Here is a 23,407-nt window from a genome sequence, read left to right on the forward strand (position 1 = left end):
ATGAGATGGTCCTGTCGCTCTATGCCAAGGGCCTGACCACCGGGGAAATCAGCGCGCACTTCGCCGAGATCTACGGTGCGTCCGTGTCAAAGGAGACCGTCTCGCGGATCACCGACAGGGTGCTCGACGAGATGGCCGCGTGGCAAAACCGGCCGCTGGATGAGGTCTACGCGGCGATCTTCATCGACGCCATCGTCGTCAAGGTCCGCGACGGGCAGGTCGCCAACCGGCCCGTCTACGCCGCGATCGGCGTGACGCTGGAGGGTGAGAAGGACATCCTCGGCCTGTGGGCCGGCACCGGCGGTGAGGGCGCGAAGTTCTGGATGAGCGTGCTCACCGACATCAAGAACCGCGGCGTGAAAGACACCTTCTTCCTGGTCTGCGACGGCCTCAAAGGCCTGCCCGAAGTCGTCACCAACGTCTGGCCGCTGACAACCGTGCAGACCTGCATCATCCACCTGATCCGCAATACCTTCCGCCTGGCCTCGAAGAAGGACTGGGACGCGCTCAAACGGGACGTGAAGCCCATCTACACCGCCGTGAACGCTGCGGCCGCCAGGGCGGCGTTCGAGGAGCTCACCGAGCGCTGGGGCAAGAAATACGGGGCCATCGTGCGGCTGTGGGAGAACGCGTGGGAGGAGTTCATCCCGTTCCTGGACTATGACGTGGAAATCCGGCGCGTGATCTGCTCGACCAATGCGATCGAATCCCTCAACGCCAGGTACCGGCGCGCCGTGAAGGCCCGGGGTCATTTCCCCACCGAGCAGGCTGCGCTAAAGTGCCTGTATCTGGTCACCCGATCCCTCGATCCGACCGGTGCCGGCAAGACCCGATGGGCCGTGCGTTGGAAGCCCGCTTTGAACGCCTTCGCCATCACTTTCAGCGACCGATTCCCGGCCGCTGAAAGCTACTAAAAGAAACCGCCGGATACACCGTTAATGAGATAGTCCCCACCCATCCAGCCTGCGATACGTCGCCAAGGGTCGAGGTCAAGTCCATTTGCGTGGTGTATCGCGGTGGCTGCGTGATTCTTGGGTTGGTTAGGCGCTGAGCGCCAGGTCGGGGTGGCTGTCCTCCTTCGTTCCGGTGCCGGTCGCCGGTTCGGTGCCGACGGCTTGGGATTGTTGGATGAGTTCGAGGCCGAGGTAGCGGCGGGATTCGGTCCATTCGTCGTGCTGCTCGGCCAGGACGGCGCCGACGAGGCGGATCAGTGCGGCGCGGTCCGGGAAGATCCCGACGACGTCGGTGCGCCGGCGGATCTCCTTGTTCAACCGCTCCTGCGGGTTGTTGGACCACACTTGGCGCCAGAGGCCCTTGGGGAAGGCGGTGAAGGCGAGGATGTCCTCACGGGCTGCCTCGAGATGGTCCGCAGTCTTCGGCAGCTTCTCCGCCAGGGCGTCCAGGACCCGCTCGAACTGGGCGTGGACGCCGGCGGCGTCGGGCTGGTCGTAGACCGAGTGCAGCAGCGTCTTCACCCACGGCCAGGACGCCTTGGGCGTGGCGGACATCAGGTTCGCCGCGTAGTGCGTCCGGCAGCGCTGCCAGGCGGCGCCGGGCAGGGTCGCGCCGATCGCGGCCACGAGCCCGGCGTGGGCGTCGGAGGTCACCAGCCTCACCCCGGTGAGCCCGCGCGCGGCCAGGTCGCGGAAGAACCCGAGCCAGCCGGCCCCGTCCTCGGCCGAGGAGGTCTGGATGCCCAGGACCTCACGGTAGCCGTCGGCGTTGACCCCGGTGGCGACCATCGCGTGGACGTTCACCACCCGGCCGCCCTCGCGGACCTTCAGGACCAGGGCGTCGGCGGCCACGAACGTATACGGGCCGGCGTCCAGCGGCCGGGTGCGGAACGCCTCGACCTGCGTATCCAGGTCCTGGGCCATGAGCGAGACCTGGGACTTCGAGAGCCGGGTGATCCCCAGGGTCTCAACGAGCTTCTCCATCCTCCGGGTGGAAACGCCCAGCAGGTAGCTGGTCGCCACGACAGTGGTCAGCGCCGCCTCGGCGCGGCGCCGGCGCTCGAGCAGCCAGTCCGGAAAATACGAGCCCTGGCGCAGCTTGGGGACGGCCACGTCCAGGGTCCCGGCGCGGGTGTCGAAGACCCGGTGCCGGTAGCCGTTGCGGGAGTTCGTGCGCTCCACGGAGCGGGCGCCATACCCGGCGCCGCAGACCGCGTCGGCCTCGGCGCTCATGAGCGCGTTGATGAACGTGGTCAGCATCGATCGCATCAGGTCCGGGGAGGCCTGGGCGAGCTGTTCGGACAGGAAACGGGCAGGGTCGATAACATGGGGTGCGGTCATCGCGTGGAATCTCCTTGAGAAAAGACTTTGGTCGGTCTTTCCAAGAATCACGCGATGACCGCCTCACGTTCCGGAGCAACACGCCCCTGACCGGGGTCGATACACCACGGTAATGGGCACTACTAGGGTCGATACGCCGAGCGCGAACCCGAACAGCAATACCGCAGATGGCAGTGTGAACCCGAGCCATGCCGCGACAAGACCGAGTATTCCAGCTCTCTGCAAACCGATCGCCATGCCGACCTGGCTTGATGCCGGGCCGGGAAGAAACTGGCACAATGCGACAAGATCCGCATACGCGCGATCACCCAGCCATCTGCGTCGCTCGACGAACTCTGCTCGAAAATATCCAAGATGAGCGACCGGGCCACCGAACGACGTGCACCCTAACCTCAAGAACACCAGAAGGACCAGCAATGGCGCGCCAAAGTGGGTTCGACGGCCACCTTCTGCGGATAACATTTCTTACTCAGAATGGGGCACCATCCGGGACTGGCGCTACTCGCCGCGCTGCATTCACGCAGTGTTCACTCGCGGCCCAGAAGCCGTCACCGACTTACGCGAACCTTCCGTGTCGCACAGTGCGATTCTAAGATCGCTCTGCTGACTTCTGAATGAACGTATGCTACCGTGGTAGATAGATAGAGTTTCTAGTTTAGAAACATTGGTGGTGAGAGCGATGCAGGGCGGCGTGATCTTGCTCCGGGGCACCGGGGCTGATGCGCTGCGCTATGTCGAGGCCGATCGCTCGCGTGCTGACGACTACTACCTGTCTGACAGCACCGGGGTTCAGTACGCGGTGCTCGACGCTTCGGGCGAGGCCGTGAGTAGTCGGGTGCTGACCGCTGACGAGTATGCGGGATGGGTGGACTGGATCAATCCCGATACCGGCGAGCAGATGGGAAGGCCTCGCCTCGCAGGGTTGGATCGGCAGGGGTCGCCCCGGTTCGCGGAAATGGTCATCAACACCCCCAAGAGCCTGTCCGTCGCTGCCGCCTTGCATCCCGAGGTATCCAAGGCGCTGGACGCAGCACAGCAGGACGCCCTGGCGGAGATTCAGCGGTGGCTCGCCCAGTACTCCGTGACTCGTGTCGGCCCGCGCGGCAAGCAGGAGGTCGTACCTATTGAGCACATGCAGGTGGTCGGCATCACGCACCGGACGAGCCGGGCCGGTGATCCTCACCGGCATATCCACATGCAGATCGGCGCCCGTGTCTGGGCGGCGGGCAAGTGGCGGGCGCTCGACACGGCGGCGACGTTCCGGCAGCAAGGCGCGATCCGCGCCCTCGGTACTGCCGTGATCGCCGCCAGCCCCGAACTCGCGGAAGTGCTCGACCGTCACGGCCTCCTCCTCGACCCGGTGACTGGCGAAGTCACCGAACTCGAACCGTTCAACGCGCTCATGTCGAAGCGCGGCGAGCAGGTGCGGAAGAACCTGGAACGGCTCGAAGCCGAGTGGGAGACGGCGCATCCGGGCGAGACGATGGGGCCGGTCGTCTCATCTCGGCTGACAGCGCAGGCGTGGGCGTATGAGCGCCCCGCGAAGAAGCCCACGACCTTGCGGGAAGAGGAAGCCTGGCTGACCGAGCTCCGCGAGGTCGGCTACGACCCCGAACACCTGGCCCGCATGCCGGCGCGTGTGCCGGTATCACCGGATGAAGTCTCGGTGCAGCGGATCGCATCGCGTGCGCTGGATCGTTGCGCCGCAGCAGAGTCGGCATGGACTCGCCACACCGTGCAGGAACACGCCACCCGCATCATCACCGAGGCGGGCGTGCGTGCCACCCCGCAGGAGTTGCGCGAACTGGTGACCGTTGCAACGACGCTCGCGCTCGAGGATTGCTTCTCGATCCTGCCGCCTGACACCGCTACCCCGGAGCATGTCGCGCACCTCACGAGTTTGCGGGTGGTGCAGGTAGAGACGGAACTGCGCGACCTCATCACCGCCCGAACACCCGACCGCGAGCCGAAACACGGCGACGTGCGCGAGCACGCGGCCGCACTCGGGCAGCAGCTTGACCCTGGCCAGCTCGTCGCGGCCGCAGCGGTCGCCTCGACTGATCCGTTGGTGATCGTGGAGGGCGCCGCAGGCGCGGGCAAGACCACGATGCTCGCCACCGCGATCCGCGCCGCTGAGCAGCGCGGCGGCAGGGTGCGGGTGGTTGCGCCGACCAAGCGTGCCGCCGAGGTCGCGCACCAAGAACTTGGCGTGCCCGCCGAAAGCGTCGCCGCCCTCGTCTACGCGTACGGATGGCGCTGGAACCAGGACGGCGTATGGACACGCCTCGCCCCAGGCGACACCGATCCGATGACTGGCGGAACCTACACCGGCCCACCCCGAGACGCGCAGTTGCGCCGTGGCGAGCGGATCGTCGTGGACGAGGCCGGGATGCTCGACCAAGACACCGCACTCGCCCTGTTCACCGTCACAGCCGAGACGGGCGCAACCCTCGCGCTCGTCGGCGACCGCGCGCAACTGCCCGCAGTCGGCAGGGGCGGCGTGCTCGACATGGCCGCACAACTCAGGGGCCGCACGTTCGACATGGATGAGGTACACCGCTTCACCAACCCCGCCTACGCCGAGGCCACCGTGCAGATGCGCGACCGTCGCAACCCCGGCGAGGTGTTCGACCGGCTGCGCAAGCTCGGGCTGATCCGGCTCCACACCGATGCCGACGAACTGCGCGAAGACCTCGCCACCAGCAGACACGACGGCGACGCCGTCACCGTCGCATCGAATGACGAGGCGGCCCGGCTGAATGATCGCATCCGAGACGAACGCACCCGCGCGGGCATCGTCGACGACACCACCACGACCACCGGCAGCGACAGCCTCAGCATCGGGCGCGGTGATCTGATCCAGACCCGGCAGAACCGCGCCGACCTGGGCGTGGCGAACCGGCAACCGTGGATCGTCCAACGAGTCGAGCAGGATGGGTCGCTCTGGGTGCGTGACGCGCACAGCGACCGCAAACGCGAACACTCAATCCGCCTGCCCGCCGAGTATGTGCGCGAGCACACCCACCTCTCCTATGCCGCGACCGCCTATGGGGTGCAGGGCGTTACCGTGCCCGCCTCACACACCGTCCTCACCGAGCAGATGGGCGGCGCGACCGTCTATGTTGGCATGACCCGCGGCCGAAACGAGAACACCCTGCACGTCGTCGCGGAAAGCATGGCCGACGCCCGAGCGCAGTTCATCGAGGCGATCGAACGCGACCGCGCAGACCGAGGACTCGCCGACGCGACCGAACGCGCGGCCGAAGCAGTGCGCGGCCTCGTCGCTGACGGCCCGGTGAAGCTCGTCAACGACGAGGTTGTCCGACTCCTGCGTGACGCTGAGCGCGCCGAGCGAACGGCCGAGAAGTGGGAGCAGATCGCGGAGCGGCTCGACCAGCAGCAGGCCAACCACCAGGCGGAGGACGAGCAAAGCGCCGAGATGATCCGCGCCGCCGAGACTCACACAGCCCAAGCCCGCGCCGAGGTCGTCGCGGAGTTGGTGCCGCAGGCCGTCGAGGACGGCGAAACCTACCTCACAGCCGTCACCGCCGAGAGCACCACATCGGAACGGCTCGCCACGTCGGGCAGGTTCGGACGACGCCGAGCGCGACAGGAGTACCAGGCCGCGACCGAGCGCACCCACACGGCACGCGAGCAGGTGCGCGACGCCTGGGGTGTACTACCGCGCCACGGTGACGGCCTCACCGAGTGGGCCACCACCGCTGCCGAGCGGCGTGCCGAGAACGACCCGCGAGTGATCGACGCTGACCGCCGCCTCGCGGATGCGCAGTCTGGGCGGGCGGCGCTCAAAGACCAGCACAACCGCGAACGCCTCACGCTGCTCGCGCGAGAGTTGGGGGTCGAACGGGTGCGTCGTGACCCGATACGAGCACGGTTCATCCGCCCCGACCGCGAAGCCCGCAACGTGCACGCACAGGCGGCGGTGGCGCGGCGCGATGCCGAGGAATTGCGCGCCCTGCCGCCCGAGCAAGCCGCCGCACTGGTCGAAGTGAAGCGTGCAGCGGCAGAGCAGGTCCGGCAGCTTGCCGCTGACCGCGCGCGGCGACTGCGCGGCACGGTCGAGCAGAACCACCCGAGCACAGAGCCACGGCGTGACGGCCCGAGCCTGGGCTTATAGGCCGAGCGAGGGGCCGCTGCGCGGATCACAGGGCGACGCGCCACCGAACGCCTCAGGCGGCTGGAGGTTCCAGCGGCGCTGCCGGGCGGCGTCGAGCGCGCGATCCAACGTCTCCGGGTCGCGCACCGACCGGCGAGTGGTGAAGCCCTGTGCGTGCCCGTCCAGGCTCGCCGTGAGCCGGTCGGAGCGTGCGGCGTCTTCGACGGTGACGAGGTTCGGGCGGATCAGCGCGTCAAGCCCGGAGTGATCTTCCACGATGGCGAGGGTGCGGGCATGGGCGAACACGTCGCCGGGGATCTGCGACCAGTCGATCACCCACCCGGCATCGCGGGCGAGCTGGTTGAAGAAGACATGCTGACTGCGCGTGTTCACGTCACGGAACGGATGGATCGCCGTCGTCTCACCCCACACCCACGCCAGCCCATCCGAGAACGCATCCACGTCCAGGTCGCGCAGGTAGTCGCGCTGGGCGAGCGCACCAAACACGCGCTCCGTCTCGGGAACGATGAACTGCGGGCGGCAATGCGCAATGCCGGTGCCGCCGGGATGGGTGTCGGTGGCGCGAATCTCGCCACCCCAGGAGTACATATCTTGCGTCAGGTAGGCGTGGATCGCTTGCAAGTGCGGCAGATCGTAGCCACCAGCGACGGGGTGCTCGCGTAGCGCACCCATGCGGGCACCGATGAAGTCGGCCTCAGCATCTTTCCAGTCGTCGTAGTCGGTGATGCCGAACGTGTTGACCAGAACATCGCTGCCCGGATAGGTGTACCGATCAGGCATCGCGACGCCGAGCGGTTCAGGCGGTGCGAGCGGCCAGGCGTGCGCGGGTACGGGCGGCGATCACTTCGACAGCCTCGTCCACGGTGATCTCGCCGCGCACCTGGCGGGCCAGAAGCTCCAGCCCCTCGGGGGTCATCTGCTCACCGGCGGTCTGCTGCCCGGCCTGCACCTCAGTGAGCACGCGCTGAACGTGCGCCTCGGATACGCGAGTCTTCGTCGCCATAATGGGGTGCCTCCTTGTGGTCGGCTTCGTGAGTTCAGTCTACGCGGCACGTCCGACAAAGCGCCGGACGACCAGCACGGGAGTGCCGAATCGGCACCACCAGCCCTGTTCACCGCGCGGGGGTGCCGGGAACCGTGGAGTGTGCGTCGTCGCCGTCGAAGATGCGCAGGAACTTCTCTCGTGGAATCACGACCCGCCTGCCGAGCTTCACGGACGGGATCGACCCGTTCTCGATGCTCGCCGTGATCGTGCGGGGATCGACCCCGAGCGCCGCCGCAGCCTCCGCCCGTGTAATGACCGCGTTACGGGAGGCCCGTAAGTCGTCCAATGTCACCGATATGTCTCTCATCGCCCTGCCTGCCGTCCCTAATCAAGAGTCCTGAGTTCCCAATAAAGTACAGTATGGTGCTTGACGAGTCAAGAGCGGGCATGTACGTTCCTAGTATGGAAACAGAACGAGTGCGGGGAAACCCCGCCGGGATCACGCACGAGCACGTCGCCCAGAACCTCCGCACCGCACGCCAGGCCATCGGCATGGACGTGCGCACCGCCGCCCGGCTGATGACCGAGGCGGGCCGAAAGCTCGCCCCGTCGGGGATCAGCAAGATCGAGAACGGCGACCGGCGCGTGGACGTGGACGACCTCACCGCCCTCGCCTACATCCTCCGCACCACACCCGCAGCTCTTCTTACCCCGCTTGCTGAGGCGGTCACGCTGACCGGGGTGCCCGAGTCGTTCCTACCCGAAGAGATACAGGCATGGGTCGCAGGCGCCGTGAAGCTCACCACCGAGGACTTGGTGCGCTACTGGAAAGAGCAACGCTTCCAAGCGATCAACTCGGCGCACTGGGCCGAGGAAATACTCGCCAAGTACGACCGCGGCCAGGTTGGTATCACTCCGCGCGAGGTGTACCAGGAACGCTACGACGTGCAGACCGCCCGCGAGGAACACGCCACCGGCAGGCTGTTGCAACTCGACCCGAACGCCTCACTCGCGTTCGAGTAACGAACCACCACGAGAGAAAGGAGCAAGGTCTATGGCACCAGCCAGTCACCCGCCGCCGGACGAGGCGGCACCGAGCAGCGTTGAGGGGGTGAAGCAGAAGCAGCAGCGACGTTCCCGGTCGCGGCATCAGGGATCGCTGGGCGACTACCAGACCCGCAAGGGGCGACGGTGGAAGTTCCAAATCTATGTGCTGATCGACCCGGAGAAGCCCGAGCTGGGCGAGAAGCGGCTCACCCGTGGCGGGTTCACCGACCTCGAAGAAGCACAGGCCGCGCTCACCGAGGCGCTACGAAAGAAAGCGAGGAACGAGAAGTTCCAGGGCAAGACCCCCACGGTCGGTGTGTACGCCGAGCATTGGATGTCGAGCTTGCGGCTGGCCGATTCCACGATCAAGGGGTATCGGAAGATCATCCGTAACCACATCACCCCCGACCTGGGTCGCATCAGGATCGACAAGCTCACCGCCACCCGCATCGGCTCCCACTACCGGGAGTTGGAAAAGAGCGGGCGCAAGGACGCGTACGGCAAAGGCAAACCACTCTCGGCCAACAGCATCCACAAGGTGCACGTCGTCCTCGGCGCGATCCTCGACGCCGCAATCGACGATGGGCTGATCCAAGTCAACCCGGCAAAGAAGAAGCGCACCGTGAACGCCCCGAAGTCGTCACAGGTTCGAGCGCAGAAACCGGAAATCGTGACCTGGACGGGCGAGCAGCTACAGACGTTCCTCACTTGGAACGAGAAGGAACTGCAAGACGAACTGTTCCCACTGTGGCGACTGATCGCCTACACCGGGATGCGACGCTCCGAAGCTCTCGCGCTCAGATGGAACGACATCAACACCAAGACCGGGCGCATCAGCATCCGGCGAGCGGTGAACACCGAGGACTGGACGACCACCAAGACCACGAAAACGGGCACCGCCCGCGTGATCGACGTGGACGCCGCGACCCTCAAAGTGCTCGCCTCCTACAAGGTCGCCCGCGCCGAAGTGTCGTTCGATTTGGCGAAAGCCGATGCGTATGTGTTCGGTGACGACGAGGGCAAGCTGCGCTCACCCGACGCCATGACGAGCCGCTGGGATCGCCGCATGAACTGGCTCGCCAAGGCACACCCGACGCTGCCCCGCGTGACGATCAAGGGGCTGCGCCACACGCACGCCACACTCCTGCTGGAGCTTGGCGAGCATCCCAAGGTAGTACAGGAGCGCCTGGGGCACTCCACCATCACAACCACGATGAACATCTACAGCCATGTCACCCCGACGATGCAGAAAGCCGCAGCAGACCGCTTCGCGGCCCATCTCGGTGGGGCTTAGCACATATCTCAGCACATGGCACGAAAATGACCCCCAACCCGGGGATCTAAACCCCAGGTCAGAGGCCATTTTCTGTTCGTGCGCGAGGGGGGACTTGAACCCCCACGCCCTTGCGGGCACTGGCACCTGAAGCCAGCGCGTCTGCCAATTCCGCCACTCGCGCAGTGCGTGATTCTCCGGCTTCCCGTAGAACAGCGAGATCAATCATAAGCACCAGGGGCGCGATCCTCCTAATCGGCTCCGGCCCGTGATCCGGGCCACGCGGGGAACCCGGGACGCCGGCGGGACGTTTCGAATTGGAGGCGATTGCACCCGGCTCGAACCCAACCCGGGGCAAGACCAGTAGTATCGAACAAGCACGGGCCAGCCCGCCCCGCGGCCCGGCCGCGCCACGGGAGGCCACACGGAACGGAAGATCGGACCCGAGAGGAGCAGCGCCATGGGCTTGGTGGACAACGTCGAGCGCGGCCTGGAGAAGCTGGTCACCAGCGTCTTCCGCGGTTCCGGATCCTCCGGCGTGCAGCCCGTGGAGATCGCGAGCCGGCTGCGCAACCAGATGGACCGCAACACGCTCTCCCTCTCGCAGGGGCGCACGCTCGCCCCCAACGTCTTCGAGGTCAAGCTCGGCGCCTCCGACTACGCCAAGGCGCGGCAGTGGGGCCCCGCCCTCGCCGAGGAGCTGTGCGACGTCGCGATCGAGCACGCCAAGAGCCAGCGCTACACCCTGCAGGGCGCCGTGCGCGTGTCCTTCTCCAAGGACGCCGACGCCCGCCCGGGCGACGTCGCCGTGGAGACCTCGATCGCCAAGGACTCCGCCCCCTCGCGTCCCGCCCCGCCCGCCGCTCCGGAACGGCAGCCAGCCCGCCTGCAGCCCGTGCTGGACCTGGGCGGCCAGCGCTACGCCCTGAACTCCGATTCCGTGGTCCTGGGGCGCTCCTCCGACGCGGACATCCCCGTGGAGGACCCGGGCGTCTCGCGCCGCCACCTGGAGATCCGCAGCGAGCGCGGCCGCGCGTGGGCCGTGGACCTCGGCTCGACCAACGGCAGCTACGTCAACGGCCAGAAGGTGGACGGCCGCGAGGAGCTCTTCGACGGCTCGGTCATCGCGATGGGCCGCACCCGCATCACCTTCCGGCTGCTCCCCCAACGTTCCGGAGGCCGCCCGTGACCGAACTCGTCCTGACGGCCCTGCGCCTGGGCTTCCTGATCCTGTTGTGGATCCTGATCCTGAGCATCGTGGCCGCGCTACGGCGCGATCTCATCATCGGCAAACGCGCCCGCACCGGGACGGGGACGGCCTCCGCGGCGCCCGCCGCCGGGGCGGCACCCCGCGCCGAACCCGAACAGCCGCCGCGCCAGCAGGCCCGCAGCCTCGAGGTCCTGGAGGGCCCGCTCACGGGGACGAGCCTCGAGCTCGCGGCGAGCCCCATCCTGCTCGGCCGCGCCCAGGAGGCCACCCTCGTGCTCGAGGACGACTACGCCTCGGGCCGCCACGCCCGCCTCTTCCCGCAGGGCAGCCGCTGGTTCATCGAGGACCTGGGCTCCACCAACGGCACGTTCCTCGGCGATTCCCAGCTCACCCGCGCCCAGCCCGTGGAGCTCGGCCAGAAGATCCGGATCGGGAAGACGGTCATGGAGCTGAGGCCGTAGCATGGCCCTCACCCTCCGGTTCGCCGCCGCGACCGACGTGGGCAGGATCCGGTCCAACAACCAGGACTCCGCCTACGCCGGGCGCTACCTTGCCGTCGTCGCCGACGGCATGGGCGGCCATGTCGGCGGGGACGTCGCCTCGGCGTCCACGGTGCTGGACCTGGTGCACCTGGACCAGGAGACCACGCAGGACATCGAGACGGTGCTGCCGGATGAGATCCAGACGGCGAACTCGATCCTCAACGAGCTCGTGAGCGCCAACCCGAAGCTCTCCGGCATGGGCACGACCGTCACGGCGCTGCTGCTCACGGGCGGCGTCTTCCAGTACGCGCACATCGGCGATTCCCGCGCCTACCGGCTCAAGAACGGCGAGTTCGAGCAGATCAGCCGCGACCACACGTTCGTCCAGCGCCTCGTCGACGAGGGCCGCCTGCGCCCCGAGGAGGCCGAGCACCACCCGCACAAGAACGTGCTCATGCGGGTCCTCGGCGACTCGGACGCGAGTCCCGAGCTGGACATCGCGCAGTACCCCGTCACCCCGGGCGAGCGCTGGCTCTTGTGCTCCGACGGCCTCAACGCCGTCGTCCCGGACGCCATCACCGAGCAGATCGTGCGCGGGACCGCATCCCTCCAGGAGACGGCCGACGACCTCGTCGCCGTCACCCTCGCCAACGGCGCCCCCGATAACGTCACCGTCGTGGTCATCGAGGTCGCGGACGAGGACGACGCCGGTGCCGCATCGGCGTCGTTCTCCTCCACCGGCGGCGCGGGGCAGGCGACCGAGGCGGCCCCGGACACGGGGATCCTCCAGATCGCCCGGGAGGGCGACGTCGCGGCGAGCGCCGCCGTGATCCGCCACGAGCTCTCCCACCGGCCCCACGTCCTCGTCGGCTCGGCCCTGCTCGCGACGCAGACCGGGCACATCCCCATGGTGACGACCCGCTCCGCGGAGAAGCGCGCCGCGGCCATCCTGACCCACAAGGCCGCCGTGCCCGCCGGGCAGTCCGGCCCGGAGGCCGAGTCCACCTTCCAGGCGAAGGCCCCGTCCCGCCCCTGGCTGATCCCCGCCTTCCTCGGGCTCATGGGCCTGATCCTGGCCACCGTGCTGTGGTTCGGCTACGCGTGGACGCAGACCCAGTACTACGTCGGCAACAACGCCGGCCGCGTCGCGATCTTCAACGGCGTCTCGCAGGACCTGGGGCCGATCAGGCTCTCGCGGCTGGACCAGACCACCGACATCCCGCTCGAGGCCCTCCCCGCCTACACCCAGCAGCGGATCAAGTCCTCGCTGCCCGCGCGGGACCTCGAACACGCCCAGGACATCGTCACCGAGCTGCTCACCACCGCCCGGCAGAACTGTCCCGTGGTGGTTCCCGCCGAGCCGGGAAGCGGCATCTCGCCCACCGTCCCGCCGTCCTACTGCAGCGAGGTGTCCCCATGACCGACGTGCAGACCGCCCCGGTCTCCCGGCGCAACACGGAGCTGTGGCTCCTGGTGCTCGCGCTCGGCGTGGCCGTCGGGGCCAACTACCTGGCCAGCGCCACGAACCCGGCGGGCCCGGATCCCGACTTCGTCCAGCAGGGCGCCGTCCTCGCCGGACTCGCCCTCGCCGTGCACATCGTCCTGCGGATCTGGGCGAAGTACGCCGACCCCATCATCCTGCCGTGCGTCGTGGCGCTGAACGGGATCGGGATCGCCATGATCCACCGGCTCGACCTCACGACGGGCGACTCGGCGGCCACGCGGCAGCTGCTGTGGACCGGGGTGGCCATGGCGGCCGCGATCATCACGCTGTGGGCCCTGCGCGACCACCGCGTGCTGCGGCGTGCGACCTACATCTTCCTCCTGGCCAGCGGCGTGCTCCTGCTGCTGCCGCTCGTCCCCGGGCTCGGGGCCGAGATCAACGGCGCCCGGATCTGGGTGCGCATGGGACCGCTGTCCTTCCAGCCGGGCGAGCTGGCCAAGATCACGCTCTCGATCTTCTTCGCCGGATACCTCTCCAACAACCGCGACCTGATCCTGCTCGCGGGGCGCAAGTTCGGGCCGCTGCAGCTGCCGCGCGCCCGGGACCTGGGGCCCATGGTCGTGGCGTGGCTCATCAGCATCGGCGTGCTCGTCTTCCAGCGCGACCTGGGCTCCTCGATCCTGTTCTTCGGGCTCTTCATGGTCATGATCTACGTCGCCACCGCGCGGATCAGCTGGATCGTGATCGGGCTCGGCATGGTCGCCGTCGGCGGCGTCCTGGCCGCCCGCTTCATGGGCCACGTCACGCGCCGCATCGACGCCTGGGTCAACGCCTTCGATCCCGAGGTGATCAACCGGCAGGGCGGCAGCGGGCAGATCGTCCAGGGGCTCTTCGGGCTGGCCAACGGCGGCCTGTTCGGCAGCGGGATCGGCGGGGGGCGCCCCGACCTGGTGCCCTATGCCAACTCGGACATGATCGTCGCCGCCCTCGGCGAGGAGCTCGGGCTCATCGGCATCACGGCGATCATCCTGCTCTACGTCCTGCTCGTCAGCCGCGGCATCCGCGCCGCCCTGGGCACGCGCGACGCGTTCGGGAAGCTCCTCGCGGCCGGCTTGTCCTTCACGATCGGCCTGCAGTGCTTCGTGGTCATGGGTGGCATCACGCGGCTCATCCCGCTCACGGGCCTGACCACGCCGTTCGTCGCCGCGGGCGGCTCCTCCCTCCTGTCCAACTGGATCATCGTGGCCCTGCTCCTGCTCGTGTCCAACAACGCGCGCCGCCCGGCCGCCGTCGGACCGCTGACCGACCTCGAGGTGGCCACGACGGCGCCCTCCGGCGAGGGCGGCGGGCGGCGGGGCCGCCCGGCCGGCCGGACCCCGAAGCGGGCCGCGCCCGGGACCCGCGACGCCGAAGGAGGCACGGCATGAACCAGGCCATCCGCAACGTCTGGATCGGCGTGATGGTGCTCTTCCTGGCCGTCATGGGCGCCTTGAGCTACATCCAGTTCTTCGCCGCCGCCGAGCTCAACGCGAACCCGCTGAACAACCGCCAGCTCTACCGCGACTTCGACCTGGCCCGCGGCGCGATCCTCGTGGACGGCGAGCCCGTGGCCGAGTCGGTGCGCTCCGACGGCCAGTTCGAGCACCAGCGGCGCTACAACACGCCGCTGCAGTACTCCCACCTCACGGGCTTCTACTCGCTCGCCTACGGCTCCACGCACCTCGAGTCGGCCAAGAACCCCGAGCTCACGGGCCAGAGCGACAGCCAGTTCTTCACGCGCCTCGTGAACCTCGTCTCCGGGGCCAGCAACGAGGGCGCCTCGGTGGAGCTGACGATCGACGGCGAGCTGCAGCAGCAGGTCTACGACATCCTCCCCGACGGCGTCCAGTCCACCGCGATCGTCTCCGATCCGCGCACCGGCGACATCCTGGCCATGGTCTCCAAGCCGGGATACGACACCAACAAGCTCGCCGTGCACAGCACGTCCCAGGCCTCCGCCAACATGGCCGAGCTGCTCGAGACGCCCGGCCTGAGCCCCTACATCAACCCCGCCACGGGCCACCTGATCTCCCCCGGATCGACCTTCAAGATCCTCGACGTCGTCGCCGCGCTCGAGTCCGGGGAGTTCGACCTCGACACGGTCTTCGAGAACCCGGCGAGCGTCCAGCTCCCGGGGACCACCGCGGAGATCAGCAACTTCGGCGAGGGCATCTGCACCCAGCGGCCGCAAGCGCAGCTCGACTTCATCATGGCCCAGAGCTGCAACACGCCGTTCGTGGAGATCTCCCGGACGGTCGGCGAGGACGCGCTGCGGGACGTCACCGAGCGCTTCGGCTTCGGCCAGCAGATCGACTTCCCGACGCGCGTGGCCCCCTCGGTGTTCCCCTCGGAGCTGACCGCGGCGCAGCTTGCGCAGTCCTCGATCGGGCAGTTCGACGTCAAGGCGAGCCCGCTGCAGATGAACATGGTCGCCATGGGCATCGCCAACGACGGCGTGATCATGAAGCCGAACCTGGTCCGCAAGGTCGTCGCGCCGGACCTGCGGGTCCTGGAGGAGACGCAGCCGGAGGAGTTCAGCACGGCCACGACCCCGGAGGTCGCCGAACAGGTCACCGAGCTCATGCGCGGCCCGCTCGACGGCGGCACGGCCGCCTCGGCCGCCATCCCCGGGCTCGACATCGCCGCGAAGACGGGAACGGCGGAGCTCGGCGACGGCACGGACCGCGTCAATTCGTGGATCACCGGCTTTGCGCCCGCGGACGACCCCCAGGTCGCCGTCACAATTGTTGTAGAGAAGATCGATTACGCGACCGGCCACACGCTGACCAGTCCCAACCTGAAGAAGATCCTAGAGGCGGTGTTCAACAAGTGAGGCCAACATCGGGTATCACCCTGGGCGGACGGTTCAAGCTGACCGACCGCATTGCCATCGGCGGCATGGGTGAGGTCTGGAAGGCCCAGGACCAGATCCTGGGACGGACCGTGGCCATCAAGATCCTCAAGGAGGAATACACCGGGGACCCCGGCTTCCTCCAGCGCTTCCGGGCCGAGGCCCGCCACACGGCGCTGCTGAACCACAACGGGATCGCGAACGTCTTCGACTACGGCGAGGAGTCCGGCTCCGCCTACCTCGTGATGGAGCTCGTCCCGGGCCAGCCGCTGTCCTCGATCATCGAGCGCGAGAAGGTCCTGAGCCCGGACCGGACGCTGTCCATCATCGGCCAGACCGCCCGGGCGCTCGCCGCCGCGCACGCGCAGGGCCTCGTGCACCGCGACGTCAAGCCGGGCAACCTGCTGATCATGCCCGACGGCCGCGTGAAGATCACCGACTTCGGCATCGCCCGGATCGCCAACCAGGTGCCGCTGACCGCGACCGGCCAGGTCATGGGCACGGCGCAGTACCTGGCGCCGGAGCAGGCCACGGGACAGCAGGCCACGGGGGCGAGCGACATCTACTCGCTCGGCGTCATCGGCTACGAGTGCCTCGCCGGCCGACGGCCGTTCTCGGGCGAGTCGCAGATCGCGATCGCCCTCGCCCAGGTCAACGACGCCCCGCCGCCACTGCCCGATTCCCTCCCGGCCCCCGTGCGGGCGCTGCTGATGTCGATGCTCGCGAAGTCCCCGGCGGACCGTCCCGCCGACGCGACCCGGCTCGCCGAGGCCGCTGACGCCCTCCGTGCCGGCAACGTCAAGGCCGCCCAGGCGGCGGTTCCCGGCATGCTGCTCTTCGCCGCGGACACCTCCGCGACCGCCGCGATCCCCGCCGGGGACACCGCGACGCAGGCCCACCCGACGACCGTGAACGAGCCGGCCGCGCCGAGCACGAGCGCCCTGCCCGCCGTCGGATCCGCCGCCACGGCCGCGGCCGCCGGTGCGGCGGCGGGCGCGGCCACGGGGCAGCAGCGAGCGGCCGACGACTTCGACTCGGTCCTCGGCGCGAGCCGCACCTGGAACCCGGACGACGACGAGGCCGCGGTGGACGCGGAACCGGCACCCGCGGCGCCGAAGCGGAGCCCGTGGACGTGGCCGCTCATCGCCCTGATCGTCCTGGTGCTCTTCGCCGTCCTCGGCACGTGGCTCGTCCCGCTGCTCACGGGTGCCGGGGAGGAAACGAGCCCGCCGCCGACGAGCGCGAGCCCGACGAGCTCCGCCGCGACCACCTCGGCGACGAGCACGTCGGCCAGCCCGACCTCGGACTCGCCGTCGCCGACCACCCCTGCCCCGGCGACCGTGACCGTGAACCGCAACGAATACCTGGGCCTGCAGCTCGAGGACGCCCGCGCCCGCCTCGAGGGCCTCGGATTCAACGTGACCGACCGGCCGCGGGAGACCGAGGCGCAGCCGGAGAACACCGTCATCGACATCGACCCCACGGGGAGCCTCGCCGAGGGCGCCACGGTCAACCTGGTCTACGCCGTCCCGCCGGAAGAGCAGGACGTCGACGTGCCGAGCGGGCTCGTCGGCCAGAGCGAGGAGGCGGCCCGCGCCGCGATCTCGGCCGCCGGCCTGACGCCGGTCTCGGGCGGCTCGGTGGCCAACGACCAGCCGGTCGGCACGGTCGTCTCCACGAACCCCTCGGGCGGCACGCCGGCCGCCCCGGGATCCGAGGTCGTCTACGTGCTCTCGACGGGCCCGTCCACGACGAGCGCCCCGCCGACCAGCCCCTCGCCGGATCCGAGCGGGGAAGCCAGCTCGCCGCCGTCGGACAACGGCTAGGCAGCGGCGGAGGAGGAACGTGACCCAGACGCGCATCATCAACGGACGCTACGACGTCGGCGAGCTCATCGGCCGCGGCGGCATGGCCGACGTGCACCGGGGCCGGGACATCCGGCTCGGCCGCGACGTCGCCATCAAGCTGCTGCGCCGCGACCTGGCCCGGGACCCGATGTTCCAGGCGCGCTTCCGCCGCGAGGCGCAGGCCGTCGCCGGGCTCAACCACCCCGCCGTCGTCGCGGTGTACGACACGGGCGAGGAGGAGCTCGGGGCCGACGAGCAGCACGAGGTGCGCGTCCCGTACATCGTCATGGAGTTCGTCGAGGGCCGGACGCTGCGCGAGCTGATCAAGACCGGCGAGCTCACTCTCGAGTCCTCCGTCCGCTACGCCCGCGGCGTGCTCGCCGCCCTGGCCTACAGCCACCGCAAGGGGATCGTCCACCGGGACATCAAGCCGGCGAACGTCATGGTGACGGGGGACGACGAGGTCAAGGTCATGGACTTCGGGATCGCCCGCGCCCTCGCCGACTCGGCCGCCACCATGACCCAGACCCAGGCCGTCGTGGGCACCGCCCAGTACCTGTCCCCCGAGCAGGCGCGCGGGGAGACGGTGGATGCCCGCAGCGACCTCTACTCGGCCGGCTGCCTGCTCTTCGAGCTGCTCACGGGCCGGCCGCCCTTTACGGGCGACAGCCCGGTCTCCGTGGCCTACCAGCACGTCAGCGAGGAGGCCCCGACCGCGAGCGGGCTCAACCCCGAGGTCTTCCGACAGCTCGACGAGGTCCTCGCGACGGCGCTGCGCAAGGACCGCGACGAGCGCTACCAGGACGCCGACGCGTTCGCCCACGCCCTCGAGGCCGCCCTCGCCGGGCGTGGGCTCCCGGACGACCTCGGCGACGCGACCCAGGCGCTCTCCGTCGCCGCCGTCTCCACACAGGCGCTCAACGCCCTCCCTCCGGATCCCACCGCGGCGCTGACGGGCCTCGTCGGCCCGGGCGAGGACGCGTCGACGAGCTCCTTCGCAGCGGTTGCCGCGGCGCACTCCTCCGAGGCGTCGGAGGCCGCGGACGACGCCGGATCCCCCGACACGGCGGGCGGGCTCCTCTTCCCCGACGACGACGGGCACGCCGCCGCCTCCCGCGCCGCCGAGCTCGAGCGGGAACGCTACGAACGCTCGCGGCGGCGCGCCTGGATCACCGTCTTCACCGTGCTGGCGGTCCTCGTGGTCGCCGCCGGAGCCTGGTTCCTCTGGTCCTGGTCGCAGGCCGAGCAGGCCCGCAACGCGACCGTTCCCGTCCCGGAGGTCTCCGGGATGTCCGAGACGCAGGCGCAGAACGAGATCCTTGCGGCGAACCTCCGGCTGGGAGGAATCGAGCGCGAGTTCAGCGACGACGTCCCGGACGGCGAGGCCATCCGGACCACGCCGGGCGCGGGCGAATCCGTGCGCGTGCAGTCCGAGGTCGTCCTGGTGCTCTCGCAGGGGCCGGAGAACGTCCTGATCCCGGAGAGCCTCGAGGGGCTCTCGGAGAGCGCGGCGCGCAGCGCGCTCGAGCAGCTCAAGCTCGTCGTCGATCCCCAGACGGTCCAGAAGGAGCATCCGAGCGTCCCGGCCCGGGACGTGCTCGGCACCAACCCGGCGATCGGCGAGCAGGTCAAGGTCGGCTCGACCGTGCAGCTGATCCTCTCGAGCGGCAAGGTCACCGTCCCCAACCTCTCGGCGGACGGGATGACGGAGGAGAAGGCCCGGCAGATGCTCGAGGACGAGGCGCTCACGGGCCTCCAGCTCGTCGTCAACGAGGTCGAGAACTCCGTCGTCGATCCGGGCTTCGTGACCAATCAGAGCCCGCGGCCGGGCGAGCTCGTGGACCAGAACGGCGTCATCACGATCGACGTGGCCAAGGCCCCGGCCGCCCCGAGCGATCCGCCCGGGGAGTCGAGCCCGCCCGCCGACGAATCCAGCCCGCCGCCGAGCACGGAGCCACCGGCGGACGGCGAGGACAACGGGGACGAGGACGAGGGCTGACCACCCCCGGGCGGTGCTAGTCCTGGATGAGCGGGCTGAGCGTGGCCGCGCGCTGGGCCGCGCCGGAGACCCCGAGCGACTCGAGCCAGTTCCCGAGCATCTGGTAGCCGCCCTCGGTCAACACGGACTCGGGGTGGAACTGCACGCCCCACAGCGGGGCGTCGCGGTGGGCGAGCCCCATGACGACCCCGCCTTCCGTCTCCGCGATGATCTCCAGTTCGTCGGGGACGGTGTCCCGCACGGCGGCGAGCGAGTGGTAGCGGGTGGCCGTGAACGGATTGGCCACGTCGTGGAAGACGGGGTGGCCGCCGTGGTGGATGAGCGAGGTCTTGCCGTGCATGAGCTCCTCGGCGTGCGTCACGGTGCCGCCATAGGCCTCCGCGAGCGCCTGGTGGCCGAGGCAGACGCCGAGCATCGGCTTGCCGGCGTTCCCGCACCAGCGGATGACGTCGATGCAGACGCCGGCCTCGGCCGGATTGCCCGGACCGGGCGAGACCAGCACGCCATCGCGCACGGACGCGAGCTCGATCGCCTCCTCGAGGCTGACGTCGTCGTTGCGGACCACGGTGGTCTCCGCGCCGAGCTCCTGCAGGTAGCCGACCAGCGTGTAGACGAAGCTGTCGTAGTTGTCGATCACGAGGATCCGGGCGGTCATGACTGCAGCACCAAGCCAATCGTTGATTCGGTCCACGGGCTGAACTGGCTGGCCCACGGGAAGACGTACTCCATCAGCACCAGTATGGCGGCGGCGATCACCAGGAGGGAAATAAGTATCCGCACCCACAGCGGGCCCGGCAGCTTGCTGAACATCCACGCGTACACGGCTAGTCCCCCCGGGTGCTCTCGACGACATCGGCGATGGCCTGCTGCGGTCCCGCGGCCGCGGGACGGAAGGACTCGAGCTCCGCGTAGGCGATGATCCGCATCCTCGTCGTGAAGGGCGGATCGCAACTCGTGAGCGTCAGCAGCGAGGTCGTCGGTTCGACGCCCGGTTGGTGCGGCACGGGCAGGAGCACCTCGCCCTGGCTGGGGTGGACGATCTCCGTGCTCCGGTAGGCGTACTGGTAGAAGCCCTCGGCCGTCTGCACGTAGAGCCGGTCACCGTCGGTGAGCTTGTCGATGTCCCAGAAGACCTGCCCGTGGGTCTGCCGGTGCGCGGCGACGCCGAAGTTGCCGAGCTCGCCCGGCATCTGGGTCTGCGGGTAGCGGCCGATCCCCAAGTGGTCCAGCACCTCGGTTCCGACGCCGTCCGTCACCGGCCGCGCGTAGTCCGCGCCGAAGCGCGGGACGTACATCACGCCGAACGTCGCCCCCGCGTGCGGCAGGACGGCGATGGGCGGGGCGCCGAACTCGGCCCGGTCCCTGGCCGCCTCGGCCGCCGGATCGAGCCGTTCGCCGGCCGGGAGGCCGGGGACGCGGACGTCGTCGAAGCCGCGCAGGAGCTGCTCGGCCACGGTGTCCTGCCGGCGGTCGGCCTCGAGGTTCGTCCACCACAGCTCCCAGGCCACGAACAGCAGCAACACGAGCCCGGCCGTGATGAGCAGCTCGCCGAGGACTCCCGTGAACGTGACGCGGGGCGTCCGCCGCCCCGCGCCCGGGGCGCGGCGGGACCGCGCGGCGCGCACCGGCGTCGTACTGTCCACTGGGACTCCTTGCACCCCGCGGCGGGAACCGTCCCGCCGCCCACGATCTCCTGCCGGCACCCGCTAGTATTGAGGCACCATCGGAACCCCCGCCGGGCGGATGCCCACGGGGTCCACTAGCCACGATAGCGCCCGGGGGCCGGAACCGCGGACAGGTCCGCCCGCCGGGGTCAGGAGACGCAGTGCCAGAGTCAAGGACGCGCCGCAAGGTCCGCCGCAGCAAGGACCGGGCCAACCTGGAGGCCGGCCACGCGCCGCTGCCCGCCTGGTACAAGCCGGTGATGTTCGGCCTCATGATCCTGGGCCTGCTGTGGATCGTGACCTACTACATCTCCCAGGGCCTGCTGCCGATCGTCGTGGCCGGGGGCTGGAACATCGTGATCGGCTTCGGCATCGCGATGGCCGGCTTCTTCATGACGACGCGCTGGCGCTGACGCCGCGGGGGGCGGAAGATCCCGGGCAGCGGGACGCCGGGGCTACTCGACGAACTTGAGCCCCACGACGCAGCCGATCAGGACCGTGATGAGCAGGATCTTGAGCCAGCTCACCGACTCCGCGCCGAACGCCATCCCGTAGGCGACCGTGAGCGAGGCGCCGATGCCGACCCACACCGCGTAGGCCGTTCCCGTGGAGATCTCCCGCATCGCGTAGGCGAGTCCTCCCATGCTGAGCACGAGCGCCACCCCGAACAGGATCGTGGGCGCGGGCTTGGTGAAGCCCTCCGACTTCCCGAGCGATACCGCCCAGACCGCCTCGAGCAGCCCCGAGGCCACCAGGATCAACCAGGCCATGACACACCGTTCCCTTCGACGGCCGTCTTGTCGCGCTCCGGGTACGGCTCCCTCGTCCGGTGGAACAGGTGGTTCCGTGCCAGAGGATAGCACCGTCCGGAGCGGGCGGCCACGCGGTCGTGACATGCTGGAACCCGGACGAAAGGACGACATGCACCAGAACACCGCCGCGGCCCCTCCCGCGACCCGCCTCCCCTCCCCGAAGCGCCTCTACGCGGCGCTCGCCCTCGCCGAGATGGTCACGTGGGCGCTGCTCATCACGGGCATGGTGCTGAAGTACTCCGGCACCTCCGACGCGTTCGTGCCCGTGTTCGGCCTGGTCCACGGCGTGGTGTTCATCGCGTACTGCATCGTGATGGTCTTCGTCTGGGTCAACCAGCGCTGGGGCTTTGGTCTCGGGCTGCTCGGGCTGGCCTCGGCCGTGGTCCCCTTCTGCACCGTGCCGTTCGAGCGCGCGGTGGTGCGGCGGGGGCTACTCGACGGCGGGTGGCGCCTGGCACCGGGCGGCGACGCGCCGCGCGGTCCCGTCGAGGGGATCCAGGCCCTGTGCCTGCGCTACCCGGCCGCGGCGCTCGTGATCGGCCTCGCCGCCGTCGCGGGCATCACCGCCGTGCTGCTGATGATCGGGCCGCCGGTCCCCAAGGGGTGACCACCGCTGGAGGGCACCGTTATATTCCGCATGCGGCATTCGGCATCTCTTCGGCCCGGATCCGCCGTCATCTGGCCCCGTGGTGTCCGGTATGGGCGTAGAGGTCCCGCAGGAGGCAGATCTCGGCGCCGTGGTGGATGGCCTCGCGATTGATGTGCACCACGAGCTCGGCGAGCGACGCCTCGGCGTAGGGGCCCTCGGCGGGGCCGCACCGCCGCAGCAGCCCCTCGGCGCCGAGATCTGCGACCCCGTCCCTCCACCGCGCATGCGCCTCCTCGAGTTGATCGAGCGCTTCCGCCGCCGTGCCGGCGTAGCGGTGCCCCGCGTAATCCATGGCGGGACCGCCGAAGTGGGAGGCGTTGCGCTGGCCGAAGACCCCGACCACGAGGTGGGCGATACGCCAGGCGATCGTCGTCACGGGCGCGGGAACCGGCTCGGGGTCCGCGTAGTCCAGGACGAACGGCCCCGCGCCGAGCTGCACGGCGCCGTCGGCCTCCGGCCCGTGCGTTCCCCGCGGGCGCACGCTCCAGCAACCGCGGACGGGCTCCCAGAGGTACTCCTCGTCGGTCAGGCCCTCGAAGCGGCGGCGCAAGTGGTGGTTCCAGTGCCACTCCAGCTGCTCGGCGAGCACGCCGTTCCAGTCGAGGGCGTCCCGGGGCTTCGGCGTCGGCTCAGGCATGGGGCCAGTCTGGCACGGCGGCGTGGCGGAGGGAAC

Annotated in this window: 22 protein-coding genes, 1 tRNA gene, 1 pseudogene and 1 riboswitch; of the genes and pseudogenes, 13 read left to right on the forward strand and 11 right to left on the reverse strand. The window is 69.3% G+C overall.

Features of this window, described 5'->3' with window-relative positions:
- Positions 1 to 914 (forward strand): IS256 family transposase (locus ACQ3I4_RS15120; RefSeq protein ID WP_430632801.1); only part of this gene is annotated, 914 nt, incomplete at its 5' end.
- A 126-nt stretch (positions 915 to 1,040) separates the two neighbouring features.
- Here the strand turns inward: ACQ3I4_RS15120 and ACQ3I4_RS15125 are convergent.
- On the reverse strand, positions 1,041 to 2,294 hold the full coding sequence (locus tag ACQ3I4_RS15125; RefSeq protein WP_430633850.1) for an IS256 family transposase: 1,254 nt from the start codon (positions 2,292 to 2,294) through the stop codon (positions 1,041 to 1,043).
- 123 nt (positions 2,295 to 2,417) lie between these two features.
- Positions 2,418 to 2,756 (reverse strand): annotated as a pseudogene (locus ACQ3I4_RS15130) (chromate transporter); the annotation flags it as partial.
- A gap of 217 nt (positions 2,757 to 2,973) precedes the next feature.
- On the opposite strand from ACQ3I4_RS15130, the gene mobF reads away from it, so the two are divergent.
- On the forward strand, positions 2,974 to 6,432 hold the full coding sequence (gene mobF / locus ACQ3I4_RS15135; RefSeq protein ID WP_430633859.1) for a MobF family relaxase: 3,459 nt from the start codon (positions 2,974 to 2,976) through the stop codon (positions 6,430 to 6,432).
- Here the strand turns inward: mobF and ACQ3I4_RS15140 are convergent.
- From ACQ3I4_RS15140 to ACQ3I4_RS15150, 3 genes are all read right to left on the reverse strand, one after another.
- Entirely contained in the window at positions 6,427 to 7,212 is a 786-nt protein-coding gene (locus ACQ3I4_RS15140; protein WP_124894434.1) for a Fic/DOC family protein, read from the reverse strand. The genes mobF and ACQ3I4_RS15140 overlap by 6 nt on opposite strands.
- A 16-nt stretch (positions 7,213 to 7,228) precedes the next feature.
- Entirely contained in the window at positions 7,229 to 7,435 is a 207-nt protein-coding gene (locus tag ACQ3I4_RS15145) for a hypothetical protein (RefSeq protein ID WP_096145902.1), read from the reverse strand.
- Positions 7,436 to 7,544: 109 nt separating this feature from the next.
- Positions 7,545 to 7,769 (reverse strand): helix-turn-helix domain-containing protein, encoded by a 225-nt coding sequence (locus ACQ3I4_RS15150; protein WP_240513601.1) that lies wholly within the window; start codon positions 7,767 to 7,769, stop codon positions 7,545 to 7,547.
- A gap of 110 nt (positions 7,770 to 7,879) precedes the next feature.
- Here ACQ3I4_RS15150 and ACQ3I4_RS15155 point away from each other — a divergent pair, with 110 nt between their 5' ends.
- The gene (locus ACQ3I4_RS15155; RefSeq protein ID WP_069600596.1) at positions 7,880 to 8,440 is read left to right on the forward strand and encodes a helix-turn-helix domain-containing protein; all 561 of its coding nucleotides are present in this window, start codon (positions 7,880 to 7,882) and stop codon (positions 8,438 to 8,440) included.
- A gap of 88 nt (positions 8,441 to 8,528) precedes the next feature.
- Complete coding sequence (locus ACQ3I4_RS15160; protein WP_430633851.1) at positions 8,529 to 9,758, forward strand: tyrosine-type recombinase/integrase; 1,230 nt, start codon at positions 8,529 to 8,531, stop codon at positions 9,756 to 9,758.
- A 79-nt stretch (positions 9,759 to 9,837) separates the two neighbouring features.
- Here the strand turns inward: ACQ3I4_RS15160 and ACQ3I4_RS15165 are convergent.
- Positions 9,838 to 9,921: transfer RNA gene (locus tag ACQ3I4_RS15165), tRNA-Leu, on the reverse strand.
- Between the two features lie 276 nt (positions 9,922 to 10,197).
- Between ACQ3I4_RS15165 and ACQ3I4_RS15170 the strand changes: the two genes are divergently transcribed.
- The 7 genes from ACQ3I4_RS15170 to pknB are packed head-to-tail and all read left to right on the forward strand — an operon-like array spanning position 10,198 to position 19,609.
- The gene (locus ACQ3I4_RS15170) at positions 10,198 to 10,926 is read left to right on the forward strand and encodes a DUF3662 and FHA domain-containing protein (RefSeq protein WP_329861960.1); all 729 of its coding nucleotides are present in this window, start codon (positions 10,198 to 10,200) and stop codon (positions 10,924 to 10,926) included.
- The gene (locus tag ACQ3I4_RS15175; protein WP_430633852.1) at positions 10,923 to 11,408 is read left to right on the forward strand and encodes an FHA domain-containing protein FhaB/FipA; all 486 of its coding nucleotides are present in this window, start codon (positions 10,923 to 10,925) and stop codon (positions 11,406 to 11,408) included. Before ACQ3I4_RS15170 ends, ACQ3I4_RS15175 begins: the two co-directional genes overlap by 4 nt.
- Position 11,409: 1 nt before the next feature.
- A complete protein-coding gene (locus ACQ3I4_RS15180) occupies positions 11,410 to 12,849 on the forward strand; it encodes a protein phosphatase 2C domain-containing protein (protein ID WP_430633853.1) in 1,440 nt (479 codons plus the stop codon).
- Complete coding sequence (locus ACQ3I4_RS15185) at positions 12,846 to 14,300, forward strand: FtsW/RodA/SpoVE family cell cycle protein (protein WP_329861963.1); 1,455 nt, start codon at positions 12,846 to 12,848, stop codon at positions 14,298 to 14,300. The genes ACQ3I4_RS15180 and ACQ3I4_RS15185 overlap by 4 nt, the downstream gene beginning before the upstream one ends.
- Positions 14,297 to 15,745 (forward strand): peptidoglycan D,D-transpeptidase FtsI family protein, encoded by a 1,449-nt coding sequence (locus ACQ3I4_RS15190; RefSeq protein WP_329861964.1) that lies wholly within the window; start codon positions 14,297 to 14,299, stop codon positions 15,743 to 15,745. The genes ACQ3I4_RS15185 and ACQ3I4_RS15190 overlap by 4 nt, the downstream gene beginning before the upstream one ends.
- Positions 15,742 to 17,589 (forward strand): protein kinase domain-containing protein, encoded by a 1,848-nt coding sequence (locus tag ACQ3I4_RS15195; protein ID WP_430633854.1) that lies wholly within the window; start codon positions 15,742 to 15,744, stop codon positions 17,587 to 17,589. Before ACQ3I4_RS15190 ends, ACQ3I4_RS15195 begins: the two co-directional genes overlap by 4 nt.
- A gap of 19 nt (positions 17,590 to 17,608) precedes the next feature.
- Entirely contained in the window at positions 17,609 to 19,609 is a 2,001-nt protein-coding gene (gene pknB / locus ACQ3I4_RS15200) for a Stk1 family PASTA domain-containing Ser/Thr kinase (RefSeq protein ID WP_430633855.1), read from the forward strand.
- A 16-nt stretch (positions 19,610 to 19,625) separates the two neighbouring features.
- On the opposite strand, the gene ACQ3I4_RS15205 is transcribed toward pknB, so the two are convergent.
- The 3 genes from ACQ3I4_RS15205 to ACQ3I4_RS15215 are packed head-to-tail and all read right to left on the reverse strand — an operon-like array spanning position 19,626 to position 21,252.
- The gene (locus tag ACQ3I4_RS15205; protein ID WP_329861967.1) at positions 19,626 to 20,264 is read right to left on the reverse strand and encodes an anthranilate synthase component II; all 639 of its coding nucleotides are present in this window, start codon (positions 20,262 to 20,264) and stop codon (positions 19,626 to 19,628) included.
- The gene (locus ACQ3I4_RS15210) at positions 20,261 to 20,419 is read right to left on the reverse strand and encodes a hypothetical protein (protein ID WP_329862021.1); all 159 of its coding nucleotides are present in this window, start codon (positions 20,417 to 20,419) and stop codon (positions 20,261 to 20,263) included. The genes ACQ3I4_RS15205 and ACQ3I4_RS15210 overlap by 4 nt, the downstream gene beginning before the upstream one ends.
- Before the next feature lie 14 nt (positions 20,420 to 20,433).
- Complete coding sequence (locus ACQ3I4_RS15215) at positions 20,434 to 21,252, reverse strand: class E sortase (RefSeq protein WP_430633856.1); 819 nt, start codon at positions 21,250 to 21,252, stop codon at positions 20,434 to 20,436.
- A gap of 182 nt (positions 21,253 to 21,434) precedes the next feature.
- Here ACQ3I4_RS15215 and ACQ3I4_RS15220 point away from each other — a divergent pair, with 182 nt between their 5' ends.
- Positions 21,435 to 21,686, forward strand: a complete 252-nt coding sequence (locus ACQ3I4_RS15220; RefSeq protein WP_329861969.1) for a cell division protein CrgA — start codon at positions 21,435 to 21,437, stop codon at positions 21,684 to 21,686.
- Between the two features lie 42 nt (positions 21,687 to 21,728).
- On the opposite strand, the gene ACQ3I4_RS15225 is transcribed toward ACQ3I4_RS15220, so the two are convergent.
- Positions 21,729 to 22,043: a DMT family transporter gene (locus tag ACQ3I4_RS15225; RefSeq protein WP_329861970.1), complete on the reverse strand. Its 315-nt coding sequence runs from the start codon at positions 22,041 to 22,043 to the stop codon at positions 21,729 to 21,731.
- 17 nt (positions 22,044 to 22,060) lie between these two features.
- Positions 22,061 to 22,124, reverse strand: a riboswitch (guanidine-III (ykkC-III) riboswitch).
- 70 nt (positions 22,125 to 22,194) lie between these two features.
- Here ACQ3I4_RS15225 and ACQ3I4_RS15230 point away from each other — a divergent pair.
- Complete coding sequence (locus ACQ3I4_RS15230) at positions 22,195 to 22,692, forward strand: DUF3817 domain-containing protein (RefSeq protein ID WP_430633857.1); 498 nt, start codon at positions 22,195 to 22,197, stop codon at positions 22,690 to 22,692.
- Positions 22,693 to 22,759: 67 nt separating this feature from the next.
- On the opposite strand, the gene ACQ3I4_RS15235 is transcribed toward ACQ3I4_RS15230, so the two are convergent.
- Complete coding sequence (locus tag ACQ3I4_RS15235) at positions 22,760 to 23,371, reverse strand: DinB family protein (RefSeq protein WP_430633858.1); 612 nt, start codon at positions 23,369 to 23,371, stop codon at positions 22,760 to 22,762.
- Positions 23,372 to 23,407: the final 36 nt, after the last annotated feature.

Origin of the sequence: Zafaria sp. Z1313, from assembly GCF_050563205.1 — a bacterium.
Taxonomy (GTDB): domain Bacteria; phylum Actinomycetota; class Actinomycetes; order Actinomycetales; family Micrococcaceae; genus JAZDCJ01.